Raw genomic sequence first — 13,956 nt, 5'->3', positions numbered from 1 at the left:
TGTTGAGTGATTGTTTGAGTTTTTAAGATTGTTTTGAGGAAGTAGCCATGTTGCAAATGCCCGATGACCGTGGATCTGGACAAGGGCCCACGGTGGTCATCAACCGCGCCGACTACATCGCCCCCGCCTACTGGATAGACACCGTCGACCTGTGCTTCGACCTGGACCCGGCGAAAACCCGTGTGCTCAACAAGATGAGCCTGCGCCGCAACCCCGATGTGCCGCCCCAGCCGCTCAAGCTCGACGGCGAGGAGCTCAACCTGGCGCGCGTGCTGGTCAACGGCCAGGGCACCTCCTTCAAGATGGAAGGCAGCCGCCTCGTGCTGGAAAACCTGCCCGAAGGCAACGAGCCCTTCGAGCTGGAAATCTTCACCACCACCTGCCCGGCCAAGAACACCAAGCTGATGGGTCTCTACGTCAGCAACGACTCCTTCTTCACCCAGTGCGAGGCCGAGGGCTTTCGCCGCATCACCTACTTCCTGGACCGCCCCGACGTGATGGCCAGCTACACCGTGACCCTGCGCGCCGACAAGGCCCAGTACCCGGTGCTGCTGTCCAACGGCAACCTGGTGGACCAGGGCCCGCTGGAACCCGGCCCCAACGGCGCGCGGCATTTCGCCAAATGGGTGGACCCGCACAAAAAGCCCAGCTACCTGTTCGCCCTGGTGGCGGGCCAGCTGGTCAGCCGTGAGCAGCGCATCACCTCGCGCGCCGGCAAGCAGCACACGCTGCAGGTCTATGTGCGCCCCGGCGATCTCGACAAGACCGAGCACGCCATGGCCTCGCTGATGCATTCGGTGGCCTGGGACGAGGCCCGCTTCGGCCTGCCGCTGGACCTGGAGCGCTTCATGATCGTCGCCACCAGCGACTTCAACATGGGCGCCATGGAAAACAAGGGCCTGAACATCTTCAACACCAAGTACGTGCTGGCCAACCAGGCCACCGCCACCGATGTGGATTTCTCCAACATCGAGAGCGTGGTCGGCCACGAGTACTTCCACAACTGGACGGGCAACCGCGTCACCTGCCGCGACTGGTTCCAGCTGAGCTTGAAGGAAGGCCTCACGGTGTTCCGCGACCAGGAGTTCAGCCAGGACCTGGCCGGCGCCCCCTCGGCCCGCGCCGTCAAGCGCATCGAGGACGTGCGCGTGCTGCGCACCGCCCAGTTCCCCGAGGACGCCGGCCCCATGGCGCATCCGGTGCGACCCGACAGCTATGTCGAGATCAGCAACTTCTACACCGTCACCATTTACGAAAAAGGCGCCGAGGTCGTGCGCATGATGCAGACCCTGGTGGGCCGCGAAGGTTTTGCCCGCGGCATGACGCTTTACTTCGAACGCCATGACGGCCAGGCCGTGACCTGCGACGATTTTGCGCAGGCGATTGCCGACGCCAACCCCATGTCGGACCTGGCGCGCCTGCTGCCCCAGTTCAAGCGCTGGTACAGCCAGGCCGGCACGCCGCGCGTGCACGCGCAAGGCCGCTACGATGCCGACGCCCGCACTTACACCCTCACGCTGTCGCAAAGCTGCGCACCCACGGTGGGCCAGCCCGTCAAGCAGCCTTTTGTCATCCCGGTCGGCCTGGGCCTGCTGGGCGCGGACGGCCAGGATTTGCCGCTGCAACTCGCTGGTGAAAGCCAGGCCCCCGCCAGCACGCGCACCGTGGTGCTCACGCAGGCCGAAGAGACCTTCACCTTCACCGGCATAGACGCCGAGCCCGTGCCTTCCATCCTGCGCGGCTTCAGCGCCCCGGTGGTGCTCGAGTTCAACTACAGCGACGCCCAGCTGCTGCACCTGCTGGCGCACGACAGCGACCCCTTCAACCGCTGGGAAGCCGGCCAGCGCCTGGCCGTCAACCGCGCCATCGCGGCCATCACGGCAGACGCCACACCCGCCGCCGTGCTGGACGAGGCCTACCTGGACGCCATGCGCCAGGTGCTGCGCCACCCCGGCCTGGACGCGGCCTTCAAGGAGCTGGTGCTCACATTGCCGTCCGAAACCTACCTGGCCGAGCAGCTCGAGGTGGTGGACCCGCAGCGCATCCACGCGGTGCGTGAAGCCATGCGCCTGCAGCTGGCCACGGCCCTGGCGGCCGACTGGGAGGCCGTCTACGAAGCCAACCACGACACCGGCGCCTACACACCCGACCCTGTCTCCAGCGGCCGCCGCGCGCTCGCGGGCATGGCCTTGACCTATCTGTGCCTGGCCGCGCAAAGCACCGGCGATGCCGGCTGGCCGCGCAAGACCCTGCAGCGCTTCAAGGACGCCGGCAACATGACCGACCGCTTCAACGCGCTGGCCGCGCTGGTCTCCAGCGGCCATGCCCTGGCCGGCGAGGCACTGCCGCTGTTCCACGCCATGTTCAAGGACGAAGCCCTGGTCATCGACAAATGGTTCGGCCTGCAGGCCGGCGCGCCCGACCGCGGTGGCAATGTGTTGCCGGCCGTCAAGCAGCTCATGAAGCATGCCGACTTCAGCCTGCGCAACCCGAACCGCGCGCGCAGCGTGGTCAGCACCTACTGCCAGGGCAACCCGGCCGGCTTCCACCGCGCCGATGCCGCCGGTTATGTGTTCTGGAGCGAGCGCGTGATGGAACTCGACGCCATCAACCCGCAGGTCGCCGCCCGCCTGGCGCGCGCCCTGGACCGCTGGAGCAAGCTGGCAGAACCCTACCGCAGCGCGGCACGCGAGGCGATTGCCCGCGTCGCGGCCAAGACCGATTTGAGCAAGGACACGCACGAAGTGGTCTCGCGCGCATTGGCCGACTGAACGAGGACGACACCGCCATGGCATTCTTCTCATTCGGTACCCCCGCACAGCGGTTTGCGAAGAAGTTCAACCGGTTGCGCGACACCGTGTACGACACCAGCGGCATGTTCAGCGGTTCACGCATGTCGGCCAACTTGGCCGCTCTGCAGCCCCTGGCCGAAGCCGTGGGAGCCGACTCCGCCGAAATGGCCGACCTGCTGTGGCTGCAGTTCGTGGTGTTCCGCAAACGCCAGCTGCATACCGAGGGCCTGCCCCTGGGCCTGCGCGCCCTGGCCATGCGCGACGCCAGGGGCGGCCTCACGCCCACCGAGCGCTACGAACAGCATTACGCCATCGGCGAGTCGGCCCTGGAGGCCGAGGACTACGACACCGCCGTCGAACACCTTCAGCAATCGGCTCACTGGGCCGCGCATGAAGGCGCCACGCTGGGCACCGAGCAGAAGCTGGGTATTCGCGAAGAGATCGGCTATGCCCTGCACGAAGCCGGCCGCTTTGCCGAAGCGCTGGCGCACAACCGGCAACTGCTCACCGATGCGCAAGCCGCCTTCGGCTTCGGCACGGACAAGCGCCTGTCCGGCGTCATCAACAACCTGGCGCAAAATGCCTACGAGCTGGGCAAACATGCCGAGGCAAAAACCTGGCTGCAACAGCGCCTGGCGTTGGGCAGGGCCCTGGAGGACACCGACATCGTGCTCGACGCCTTGTTCCAGCTCGGGGTGCTCGCGCACGAAACACGTCGGACTGCCGAAGCACGCGCCTTCTTCCAGCAACGCGTGGACATTGCGCGCGCCAAGGACGACGAGTACCTGCTGGAGAGCGCCCAGGCCACGCTGGCCGAATTTGAAGAGCGCAAACAGCAAGGCAAGCCCCGCTGATCACCTCGCCCGGTCATACCCGGCAACAACATCGCCGCCCAACCGATCCAACCTTTCATCGAACGGAGCCCCCCATGTCCCAAAAAATCTCCCTGACCCGCTACCTTGTGGAGCAGCAGCGCATGGACGGCCACATCCCGTCGCAACTGCGGCTGCTACTGGAAGTGGTGGCGCGCGCCTGCAAAAGCATCAGTCAGGCCGTCAACAAAGGCGCGCTGGGCGGCGTGCTGGGCACCGCCTCCAGCGAGAACGTGCAAGGTGAGGTCCAGAAAAAGCTCGACATCATCGCCAACGAGGTGCTGATCGAAGCCAACGAATGGGGCGGCCACCTGGCGGCCATGGCCTCGGAAGAGATGGACAGCATCTACGTGGTGCCCAACCGCTATCCGCAGGGTGAATACCTGCTGCTGTTCGACCCCCTGGACGGCTCCAGCAACATCGACGTCAACGTCAGCATAGGCACCATCTTCAGCGTGCTCAAAAAGCCTGAAGGCCATGCCGGCGTCGAGGAAAAAGACTTTCTGCAGGCCGGCAACAAGCAGGTCGCGGCCGGCTACTGCATTTACGGCCCGCAGACCACCCTGGTGCTGACGGTGGGCGACGGCGTGGCCATGTTCACGCTGGACCGCGAGCAAGGCTCTTTTGTGCTGACCGAGGAAAACGTCAGGATTCCCGAGGACACCAAAGAGTTCGCCATCAACATGAGCAATATGCGCCACTGGGACGCACCGGTGAAACGCTACATCGACGAATGCCTGCAGGGCAAGGACGGCCCGCGCGGCAAGGACTTCAATATGCGCTGGATCGCCTCCATGGTGGCCGACGTGCACCGCATCCTGACTCGCGGCGGCGTGTTTATGTACCCCTGGGACAAACGCGAGCCCGAAAAGGCCGGCAAGCTGCGCCTGATGTACGAAGCCAACCCCATGAGCTGGCTGATCGAACAGGCCGGCGGCGCCTCCACCAACGGCAAACAGCGCATCCTGGATTTGCAGCCAACCAAGCTACATGAACGGGTCAGCGTGATGCTGGGCTCCAAAAATGAGGTCGAACGGGTAACCTCCTACCACTCCGGGCTATAAGTGAGGAGGGAGTGAGGACTGGCCAGTAACAAGAATGTAAAACTGAAGCCCAAAACGAAAAAGCCGCGATCACGCGGCTTTTTTTGATTTTGTCGTCGATTTATTGATTATTTGGTGCCGGAGAGATGAATCGAACACCCGACCTTCTCATTACGAATGAGAGGATAGGAATGTTGATACTCATTGATTTGGGTTGATTTCAGAGTGGTTCACAGAGGAGAAGACCAAAAATCCTAGTATTCCAAATACCTCTTTGTTGATCGCGATATCAAAAATACTCTTACATCCTGCGTTACTTTCTCTGCCGATGTAAGAGAATGACGCCATGGCAAAAATCGCATTTACCGCACCGCGCGTTGCCGGCTTCTCCTGTCCCTCCGATAAACCTCAAGCTTTCTTATGGGATAGCAAGGCGCCAGGACTCGGGCTACGTGTGACGCCGCGTGGAACGCCGGCCTTCATTTTTCAAAGCCTCTACCAGGGCAAGAGCCTACGCATCACGATCGGCGACGCCGAGTCCTGGCGTGTACCTGAAGCTCAGGCGAAGGCCCGAGAACTGCAGCGGCAGATCGACGAAGGGCGTGATCCCCGCGCGATTAAGGCAGAGACGGTCGCGAAGGATGTTGCGAAGCGCGAGGCCGACCGACTTGAGGCGGTTAAGGTTGGTGATGCCTGGCCGACTTACTTGGCCGAAGGTGCACCCAAGCGCCGTGATGCTTGGAAGCCCAGATATCGCACCGACCTTGAAGCAATGGTTTCACCCGGGGGCATCGAGAAGAAGCGGGGAAAGGGTCTAACGCGGCCCGGCCCACTTTATCCGTTGCTGGCAATGCCGCTGGCCGATGTGAGTGAGGACACGCTGAAGATTTGGTACGACCGCGAAGCCAAAATCGGCAAGCACCAAGCTGCCCGTGCTCTGATGATGTTCCGCGGTTTCCTGCGGTGGGGCTCGGCACGGCCCGAATACAGAGCGCTAGTCAACCGTGATGCTGGCAAAGGCGCCTCAATCGTTCAGGCGCTGCCCCGCAGTACCCGTCGAACCGACGCGCTGGAGGCGGCGCAACTGCCTGGCTGGTGGGCCGGTGTGGAACAACTAAGCAACCGAACTGCATCGGTCTACCTTCGTGCCTTGTTGTTAACCGGTGCACGTCGAGAGGAACTTGCAGCACTCCGATGGAGCGAGATCGATTTCCGTTGGCGCAAGCTCGAAATCGCAGACAAGGTGGACGCGACCCGCGTGATTCCGCTGACACCATACCTGGCACAGCTCCTCGTGACTCTCCCCCGAATAAACGAGTTTGTTTTCGCTTCCAGTGGCAAGACTGGCCGAATCGCCGACACGCGTGCAAGTCACTCCAAAGCGCTCGGAAGCGCCGGCATCGACGGCTTGACCATCCACGGTCTGCGGCGTTCGTTCTCGCTTCTTGGAGAGGCGGCAGGCGCGCCAGCCGGGGCCATCGCGCAGGTAATGGGTCACAAGCCCTCCGCGACAGCCGAAGGTTATAGGCCACGCAGCGTTGACGCGCTGCGGCCGTTCCTCACGCTAATTGAGGCGCACATTTTGGGGCAAGCAGACGTGCCGTTCGATCAAGCGAGTGCGGAAGAAGGCAGCGGCAAGTTGGTGTCATTGCACCGTGTAGCCTGAAGCCGCCATCAAAGTGTGTTTCGACCGATTCGGCGAATTCAAGGCATCCATGAATGCCTTCATTGCGGCTCGTGAGCGTCAAGCGGATCAATATTGGCTGCTGGAATTGATCGCCGGCCGCGTCGACTTGCTGTCCCTCGATGTATTCCCTCGAATGGAGCTGTTGTTTTCCCGGTACCCGGAAGGATGCGGCGAGATGTGCGTCCTACTCACGATAGCTGCAGAGGCATACGGCGACGCTGCGATCGACGCTGCTTACTTTGCACTCGCGCGATCTGCGATTGACGACGCCCGGCGCGGCGCGCAAGGATATTGAACCCATGCCGAGGCTGCCTCGGCAATTTACATCGGTAGTGGAATGTGAGGGTAATGTCTGTTTGACAAACATAGTTTGTCAAACTACACTACGGACTTCTAAACAAAATCGAGGTAGACATGTCACAAGACGGAGCAGAACTTTTGAAGCGAGCAATGGCCGCGTATTTTCGGGCCGGGGAAAGTCTGCAGCCATCTGCTTGCGACAGTGGTGTGATGGTCCACGACGAGCATCAGTACGTAGTGCTGCGGAACATCAACGGCACCCTCGCCGTTTACCGCGTGCGCAACGACGGCATGCTCAAGCGCTTGAAACGGTGGCCGGATTCTTTGGATATCGAGAGTGCCGTAAACAAGGGGGCTGATGTTTTGATGCAAGCCGTTGAACTCGCGGATCGCCTCATCGCGAAGGCCCCCGATGCCGACAAAAAGGGTCTCAAGGAACTCCGCAAGCTCATTGCGACGGCTGGATTCACACTGGACTCGACGGACTCAAGCGCTGGTGAAGATCTGCGCGCAGTCTGGGGTCTGACTGCCTAAAGAAACAATGAACAAACAAGACCATCCAATCAACGAGGCCGCCATCCTACAGAAGGTGGTGGATCGCCTGATGCCGGAGCACGCCAAGCTCCGAGTCATTGAGGATCGCGCGCGCACCGCAACGGCCACTGTCGACTTTCTATTCCCTGACTGGTCAGTGCTCTCGCCGATCTCCGTCGTGACATTGCGTGAGGCCGTCGCGTTGGCGTGCGGTATCAACAAACGCTATGCATGGACGATTTCTCACCAGGTTGGCGACGGTGAGGCTCGTAGCAAGATCGACGGAGCGCGCGGCCTCTTGGCTTATTTGACTATCAAACACGGCGTCACCCCAGAAACGAAGGTTCCGCTCGACAGCATGGCCGAGTGGGCACGGGACGCTGGTCTGAGCCTGCCATCTGGATTCCCAGGTGCTGCTGCGCCGCCGCCTGCGTTGCCGAGGAGTAGCGCGCCTGATGTTACACATGCCAAACGCGAGACGCCAGAAGAGCGTCAAGCGCGTCGCCACCAGAGATGCATAGACGCAAAGCTGAAGATGCCAACCAACGACTACGGGTTAATGCCCCGCGGAATCGGCAAGATTGCCATGGCAGAGGGCATAGAACGTCAATCATTCGTCGAAGATGTGTGGAAACACATTCGGCGCGTCAATAGCGTCAAGGCCTAAAACAGAAGGCGAACGGCAGGAAAACGGCAGGTGCCTACCTGCCGATATCTGACAAGAATAGGACTCCATGCACCGACGTTGATCGGTGTTCTGGAGAAACCATCTTGCAAGCCGAAAACACCCTGTTGCCGATTCCGGCGGCAGACAACATCCCAAAGGTGAACCGCGAGACGCGGCGGGCTACCTTCCCTCCGCTGGGCGAAATCACAAGCCCAACGGTCACGACTGAGGCCGCCGCGTACTACCTCAATCGGCGCCCTCAGACGCTTCGCGCGCATGCGTGCATGGACACGGGCATCGTTCGTCCCATGCGCATCAACGGCCGCTTGGCTTGGCCCGTCGCGGACTTGCGCCGCGTGCTGGGGGTGTAGTTGTGAAAAAGGTTATCCCTGGCGTCCTCGGCGAATTCGCCGTGCCCCTGTCTATGGCGCAACGTTACAGGATCCCTCGCACGGGGGACTTCCCCCAATGGGGGAGGACTGTCCAATCTCATCGTGACTTGCTTGGCAGGGCGGGCGGTGAGCATGCGTGATTATTCAAAGATCGCCCCTCAGTTCTGGAACGGGAAGACCGGGCGCGCACTCAAGGCGCACGGCACCGAAGCCGTCATCGTCGCCCTCTATCTGATGACGTGCCAGCACGCCAACATGATCGGCCTCTACTACATCAACAAAACATACATTGCCGTCGATACCGGGCTCACCTTAGAAGGGGCTTCAAAGGGGCTTCAAGGGGCCTGTGAAGTGGGGTTTTGCAGCTATGACGAAGGCTCTGAAGTCGTGTGGGTCCATGAAATGGCAATGTATCAAATTGCCGAAAAACTTGAAGCAAAAGACAACCGCTGCAAATTCGTGCAACGCGAATTTAATGCGGTGGCCGAAAACCCCTTCCTGTCGCTGTTCTACAGCCGTTACTGCCAAGTCTTTCACATGACTGACGGTCGGCAGAACATAGCCCAAAAAACAAGCCCTTCGCAAGCCCCTTTCAAGCCCCTTCAAAGCCAAGAACAGGAACAAGCACAGAAACAGCCTACTTCCGTACCTATCGGTACGGCTGGCGTGGCCAGCGCTGATGCCGGCGAGTTCATTCCCGTGGGTCCACCGATGCTAATGCCGTTGACGCCCACGCAACGTATTGCGGAAGCAGCGGCGCTGCCGGCGCTTCATGACGACTTGCCGCGCGCCGAGCTTGACGAAAAGGTTCTTTGGGCCGGTGGCAGAGCATTGCTTGCCGAAGCTGGCGTGTCTGAAACGGTCGCGGGAAGCTTCATTGGTGGCCTGATCAAAAACAGCAACAACGACCGGCGCCTCGTTTTCGACGTGATGCAGCAAGCCTGCATTGAGCGCCCGATCGATCCTCGCGGTTGGATGAAAGCCGCTTGCCAGCAGCGGATCAACGGCCGCTTCGGCTCGGTCAACAAGCAAACCCTCCTGGAAGACAGCAATCACGCCGCCGGCATGGCTTGGCTAGAAAGTATGAAAAATGCAAGCTAAAACTGATGAGGATTTTTCGCCGGCCGATCTTTGCAAAGATGTGTCCGAATCTGGACGCACCTCCACCGATGGGACTGACAGTGATAACGGCGACAGTGACAGTTCGAGCGTAAGCGCTGGCATGTTCGATCAGTTGGCAGCTCCGCCGGCTGCTGCCGCGAACGATACGGTGACTCCGGACCGTGATGCCGCTCACACCGGCATCAGCGACGCGGAGGGCCCCCAGTCGGTACAAATGAGCCGTGACCGCGCATTGACGCTCGCCGCGATCGGGCCCCGCCTTACCGCCGCGCGCCAGTTGAGCGGCTACACACAGACCGAAGCCGCCCTCAAGATGGGCTACAAAAATCCAACCCAGCTGTCTTTGTTTGAGCAAGGTCGGCGGGCGCCGCCTCTTTACGTCATCCTCGCCGCCGCAACAACTCTTGGCGTTTCAATGGACTTCCTCTTTGGCTTGTCCCCGGACCCCGAGCGTGACGCCAGAGCGGCACGTCGTAACTCCTGTGTTCGCGCAGTGCATCAGATGCTGACTAAAACAGCCGAAAACATCGCTGACGGCATTGAAGCCAGCGAAGCCTTGGCGGGGCCGGATGCAAGCAATTACCGCGAGCTGCTTGACGCAGCGTGCTCGTTGACCGCAGCGGTAGAGCAGTACCACCGCCTGAACGTTGAGCAGTTTGAGGACTCACGCGGTGGCGCGACTGTGCTGGCCGCCGTCAGCCGGATGGAAGCAGTTCAGTTCAAGGCCCGCGACGTGCTTCGCCGCCATGACGAGTTTTCGGAACGGATGCGCCTCCAGATCGCGGTCTTCGGGCGGTAGTAACAAAAGTCCTCGTTAACTCCTATGCGCGATTCGGGGAGTATTCAAGAACCATTCTGACTGAATAAGTGGGGTCTCATCGCGCGCGAGGACCATTGAGTTTAAACGGGAAAACAGCCCATCGGAAGTGAACACGACTCACTGAAACTTGCTTTAAATGAACTCAACCAACCACTCCCTCCAAGTGATCCCCGAACTTGAACCACTTCTTGACGAAAAGGAAGCTGCCCGCTTTCTTGGCGTCGCCGAAAGTACCCCAGGCGGCTGGCGTCGGGCAAACCCTGCCGTCGGGCCAGCCTTTGTTGTGGTGGAGGGCCGAGTTCGCTACCAGCCTGCCGATTTGCGTGCCTACGTCGCGTTCAAACGCCGTGATCCAGCTGTTAAAGGCAAGGAATGAGCTACGTCAACTTCGTTCTTCGCGGACTCGGCCGTCGCTTACGCGGTGTAGGTGCCAATCATGAAGCTGCGAAGTACACCGAGACGCTCGGCCATTCAATAACCGAAAAATTCTCAACCCTATTTTCTAAGGAACCCTCAATGACACAACTTTTCATTCGCAGCCCACTTAGCGGCCAGGCGTCACTCACTTCTGACGAGATTGACCGCCTTGACGTCATTTTCCGGGATACGGCTGTGCAGAGCGCTGCAGGCCGGTTGAAGTTTGCCCGCGCGCGCCTCCGGGAGAAAACGGAATACCGCTCGGTAATCGCCGAAGCGCTCACGATCGTCACGACCGCCGGGAATATTTCGACTGTTAGCGATACCGCAGCAGCGATGGTGGCCGCGCTCGATCGCCTCGCGAAGCAAGTTGAAGAGGAGTCTGAGGCTGCAGCGGAAGATCACGAAGTGCAAGACCGGCGCCATCGGGTGCGGATGCAGCGCCTTGCGCCACTGCGGCTTGCGGTGTCTGCGAAGGTCACTGTGCTGACTAACGAACGCGCCCATCTTTCCCAGAAAATTGACGCGATCAAACGCGCGACTACTTTGGGGAGCAGCACTGGCTCCGCAAAGTACGCAAACCTTATCGCAGCAGGATTGACGAAGGAGCAAATTTCGAATCTTGGACCTGATCTTGAAGACCCAGAAGTGCAAATTCAGCTGGCCCGTGATCGCATCAACGCCATTACAGCAACGCTCCTGCCGCCTCTTCGGCAGTTCCTTGCTGACCCTCTGTTTGACACCGCTTGCATTGCTGGACTCGGTTTTGACGACCTGATCAAGGCGCGCTACGAGGCCGAAAAGGAACCTGCGTGACATCCGTCGGAAATCGCTTTTTCTCTTCAGTGCCGCTGCCGCGCCCAGAAGAGTCACTACGCCCCGAAATGGTTGCGTGGATTGCCGAGGTTCGGGCAAGCAAACAGCTGCGCACGCTCGCCAAATCTGCCGCATTCCAGCTGCGGCACCTTGTGGATGTTGCAGCTTTCGAGCACTTTTTGAACGGCGCCGCGACGGCCTCGGCAGAGCAAGGTGTCGATCCCCGCACTTGGCTTGAAGCGCGTGTCGATGAAATTAAACGGGAGCAGGAAATCAGCCGTAATGAGCATGCCGGCATGAAGGAGCAGATGCGCCTCCTGGCAGTCGCGGCAGCTCAAGGTGGCATCGCCGAAGGCGGACTTCCTTGACCGCGCCCCGCGTCGGAAATGCCGTCTCGGCGCTGAATGCTCAGCGCTCCAGAGAACTCGATTCACGTCGCCAGGCCAAGACGATCCTGCAGCCATCCGAAGTCTCGGGCGGCCTGTCTCCGGCCCGCATGCTAACGACCACGCTCGGTGGGCAGGTGCGGCCGATTACGGCGCAGGACTTGGCGGCATTTCGCGCGAGCGTCGCAACCCTCGGAAGTAGGGCGCGACAAGGCCTAACCGCTCGCGAAGCGCTCGGCTTGTCGCGGCCGGCAGACATCGACCGCGCGAAAGCTCAGATCCGTTACAGCCTGCCTTCGCGCCTGCAAGCCGGGAAAGTCCATTTCGTGACAAACAGCGGCCCTCAGTCGAAGGTCACTCGTCATCACGTCAACGTAGAGTTCACGCAATACGCCGCAGCGCTGGCTCGGCCGGGCACGCCTGCCCAATCGGCGCTGTGGCTGTGCAAGGAGTCGGCCCTGCGCTTCGAGTGCGATTGCGAGCATTTCAGGTATTTCCTACGCTTCGTGGCGACCGCTGGGGGCTGGGTCTCGGGTCGGGCCGAGCATGGCCTGCCTAAGTTGACCAATCCGACCTTAGACGGCGCCGCTTGCAAGCACCTGGCCCGCGTTCTGACCGATACCCAATTTAGCGTCGGCTTGCGCCAACGCGTCGCCGTAATGGTCGCCGCTGATCGCGACCGCATCGACAAGCCCGGTAAAGCCAAACCAAAGGTCTTCACGGTCCAGCAGGCCGATGCAGAACGCATGTTGCCCAGGAAGGTCCGGCGAATCGTCCAACCGAGTGCCGGCCGCAGTGCCGCGCTTCCGAAACTCGCCTCGAAACCCGATGTTGCCCGCGCTCTGAAGGCCCTCGAAGGTCGCACCGACATCAATAGTGCCGCGATAGTGCGAGCGCTCCAGAACCTTCTGAATCAACCCCACAAGGGTGCATCTCTATGAACGACAACCTCCAGCCCAATGACGCCGCGCTGCCACTTGCAGCGGAGCTTTTCGACCGCCTCGCACTGGGCGCTCACGGCCAGCCTTTTGACAACGACGATCCTGAAACGTGGGGGGCGGCTGACGCTGCCGAGCCAGCAACTGTTTTCCTGGGCGCCACTCAATTCACCATCGTGGACGCCGACGCGATCAATCTCGCCGTCGCGGCCGGCGCCATCGAGCCGGGTGAATTGCCGACGCTCTGTATGCGTGTGGCGTTTGAGCAAGCTGAAGGTGCACCGATCCCTTGTATCGGCCAGTACTTGTCCGTGGCTACTGAGGAGCCAGGCGTGAGCATCTTGTTCCGTATTTGGCTCACTCACTCGGATTTGCACGATCCGGCCGCGCCAGACCTCGGGCCGAATGCGGTGCGCAATGAGGCGCTTGACGTGCTCCAGTCCGGCCAAGCCTTAGTGATACAGATTTTTGAAGACGAGGAAGCGAAGCCATGAGCAACTCAAAGTACCTGTGCGAGCAGTCAGCCCTGTCTTTTCGCGCATCCCAAATTGCCCAATACCTCGACGGCATTACCGCAGCACGGGTTATTCGTGAAACGGCCGCGGCAAAGAGGCCAATAGCTCCCCAGCGCGTTGATCCGCCGGTGCCGCATTCCGTGGAGCCCACGGTAACCGTTGAACCCCCAAAGCCAGCACAGCACCAGCGACCTGACCCATTCTTGCAGGCCATCGTAAGCCGCATTCAACTTGGAAAGTAAAAAATAATGGCCATGTTTCCAAGCGACGCGCAAGGTTTTCTCGTCGGCGAGGTGATCAAGAGCAATCGCGGTCTGCTTAAGTCCCAAGAGCAGGGAATGACAATCTGGCGTGCAATTCGCGCGGACGTCAAAGCGATCACTCATGCGGTCAGCGCCCAGGCCGCTACTTCAGCGCGTCTGAGCCAGCCCAGCGCACGTGGACCGCGGGGGCCCTATGGTCCCCGAGCTGTCGTCGCACCAGCTGGCCGCTCCGGTGGGTCTGGCGGACGTGCGCTGGCCCCAGCGGCGCGCGTAAGCACCCCGGGTGGCCGGAGCAGCACGCCAAGCCTTTCAACAGCGCAGCGCGCGGCCAATGGCCGCTTTGTGGCGGCCCAGAAGCGCGGCGGTGGCTTAGGTACCGGCTCGGGCGGCGG

Annotated in this window: 16 protein-coding genes; 15 read left to right on the top strand and 1 reads right to left on the bottom strand. The window is 60.9% G+C overall.

What is annotated here, in order from left to right; all coding sequences use genetic code 11:
* The first annotated feature begins 47 nt into the window (after positions 1 to 47).
* From pepN to ACEN9P_RS17330, 15 genes are all read left to right on the top strand, one after another.
* Complete coding sequence (pepN, locus tag ACEN9P_RS17400; RefSeq protein ID WP_495619962.1) at positions 48 to 2,771, top strand: aminopeptidase N; 2,724 nt, start codon at positions 48 to 50, stop codon at positions 2,769 to 2,771.
* Positions 2,772 to 2,788: 17 nt separating this feature from the next.
* The gene (locus tag ACEN9P_RS17395; RefSeq protein WP_495619961.1) at positions 2,789 to 3,646 is read left to right on the top strand and encodes a tetratricopeptide repeat protein; all 858 of its coding nucleotides are present in this window, start codon (positions 2,789 to 2,791) and stop codon (positions 3,644 to 3,646) included.
* A 74-nt stretch (positions 3,647 to 3,720) separates the two neighbouring features.
* Positions 3,721 to 4,728 carry a class 1 fructose-bisphosphatase gene (locus tag ACEN9P_RS17390; RefSeq protein WP_477663950.1) on the top strand — a complete coding sequence of 336 codons (1,008 nt, stop codon included), beginning with the start codon at positions 3,721 to 3,723 and terminating at the stop codon, positions 4,726 to 4,728.
* A gap of 325 nt (positions 4,729 to 5,053) precedes the next feature.
* Positions 5,054 to 6,373, top strand: coding sequence for a tyrosine-type recombinase/integrase (locus ACEN9P_RS17385; protein ID WP_495619960.1), 1,320 nt, complete (start codon positions 5,054 to 5,056; stop codon positions 6,371 to 6,373).
* Positions 6,374 to 6,422: 49 nt separating this feature from the next.
* The gene (locus ACEN9P_RS17380; RefSeq protein ID WP_495619959.1) at positions 6,423 to 6,689 is read left to right on the top strand and encodes a hypothetical protein; all 267 of its coding nucleotides are present in this window, start codon (positions 6,423 to 6,425) and stop codon (positions 6,687 to 6,689) included.
* Between the two features lie 119 nt (positions 6,690 to 6,808).
* Entirely contained in the window at positions 6,809 to 7,228 is a 420-nt protein-coding gene (locus ACEN9P_RS17375; protein WP_495619958.1) for a hypothetical protein, read from the top strand.
* A gap of 7 nt (positions 7,229 to 7,235) precedes the next feature.
* A complete protein-coding gene (locus ACEN9P_RS17370) occupies positions 7,236 to 7,895 on the top strand; it encodes a hypothetical protein (protein ID WP_495619957.1) in 660 nt (219 codons plus the stop codon).
* Between the two features lie 104 nt (positions 7,896 to 7,999).
* Positions 8,000 to 8,266 carry a hypothetical protein gene (locus ACEN9P_RS17365; RefSeq protein WP_495619956.1) on the top strand — a complete coding sequence of 89 codons (267 nt, stop codon included), beginning with the start codon at positions 8,000 to 8,002 and terminating at the stop codon, positions 8,264 to 8,266.
* Positions 8,267 to 8,419: 153 nt separating this feature from the next.
* Positions 8,420 to 9,388 carry a hypothetical protein gene (locus ACEN9P_RS17360; protein WP_495619955.1) on the top strand — a complete coding sequence of 323 codons (969 nt, stop codon included), beginning with the start codon at positions 8,420 to 8,422 and terminating at the stop codon, positions 9,386 to 9,388.
* Complete coding sequence (locus ACEN9P_RS17355; RefSeq protein ID WP_495619954.1) at positions 9,378 to 10,208, top strand: helix-turn-helix domain-containing protein; 831 nt, start codon at positions 9,378 to 9,380, stop codon at positions 10,206 to 10,208. Before ACEN9P_RS17360 ends, ACEN9P_RS17355 begins: the two co-directional genes overlap by 11 nt.
* A gap of 157 nt (positions 10,209 to 10,365) precedes the next feature.
* The gene (locus ACEN9P_RS17350) at positions 10,366 to 10,605 is read left to right on the top strand and encodes a helix-turn-helix domain-containing protein (protein WP_495619953.1); all 240 of its coding nucleotides are present in this window, start codon (positions 10,366 to 10,368) and stop codon (positions 10,603 to 10,605) included.
* Positions 10,602 to 11,462, top strand: a complete 861-nt coding sequence (locus ACEN9P_RS17345) for a hypothetical protein (RefSeq protein WP_495619952.1) — start codon at positions 10,602 to 10,604, stop codon at positions 11,460 to 11,462. Before ACEN9P_RS17350 ends, ACEN9P_RS17345 begins: the two co-directional genes overlap by 4 nt.
* The gene (locus ACEN9P_RS17340) at positions 11,459 to 11,830 is read left to right on the top strand and encodes a hypothetical protein (RefSeq protein WP_495619951.1); all 372 of its coding nucleotides are present in this window, start codon (positions 11,459 to 11,461) and stop codon (positions 11,828 to 11,830) included. Before ACEN9P_RS17345 ends, ACEN9P_RS17340 begins: the two co-directional genes overlap by 4 nt.
* Positions 11,827 to 12,789: a hypothetical protein gene (locus ACEN9P_RS17335; protein ID WP_495619950.1), complete on the top strand. Its 963-nt coding sequence runs from the start codon at positions 11,827 to 11,829 to the stop codon at positions 12,787 to 12,789. The genes ACEN9P_RS17340 and ACEN9P_RS17335 overlap by 4 nt, the downstream gene beginning before the upstream one ends.
* Positions 12,786 to 13,280 (top strand): hypothetical protein, encoded by a 495-nt coding sequence (locus ACEN9P_RS17330; protein WP_495619949.1) that lies wholly within the window; start codon positions 12,786 to 12,788, stop codon positions 13,278 to 13,280. The genes ACEN9P_RS17335 and ACEN9P_RS17330 overlap by 4 nt, the downstream gene beginning before the upstream one ends.
* Before the next feature lie 26 nt (positions 13,281 to 13,306).
* Here the strand turns inward: ACEN9P_RS17330 and ACEN9P_RS17325 are convergent, their stop codons facing one another.
* Complete coding sequence (locus ACEN9P_RS17325; protein ID WP_495619948.1) at positions 13,307 to 13,687, bottom strand: hypothetical protein; 381 nt, start codon at positions 13,685 to 13,687, stop codon at positions 13,307 to 13,309.
* Between the last annotated feature and the right edge of the window lie 269 nt (positions 13,688 to 13,956).

It is taken from the genome of Polaromonas sp. Polasp52 (assembly GCF_059491565.1).
This window is presented reverse-complemented; position numbering and strand designations above follow the sequence as displayed.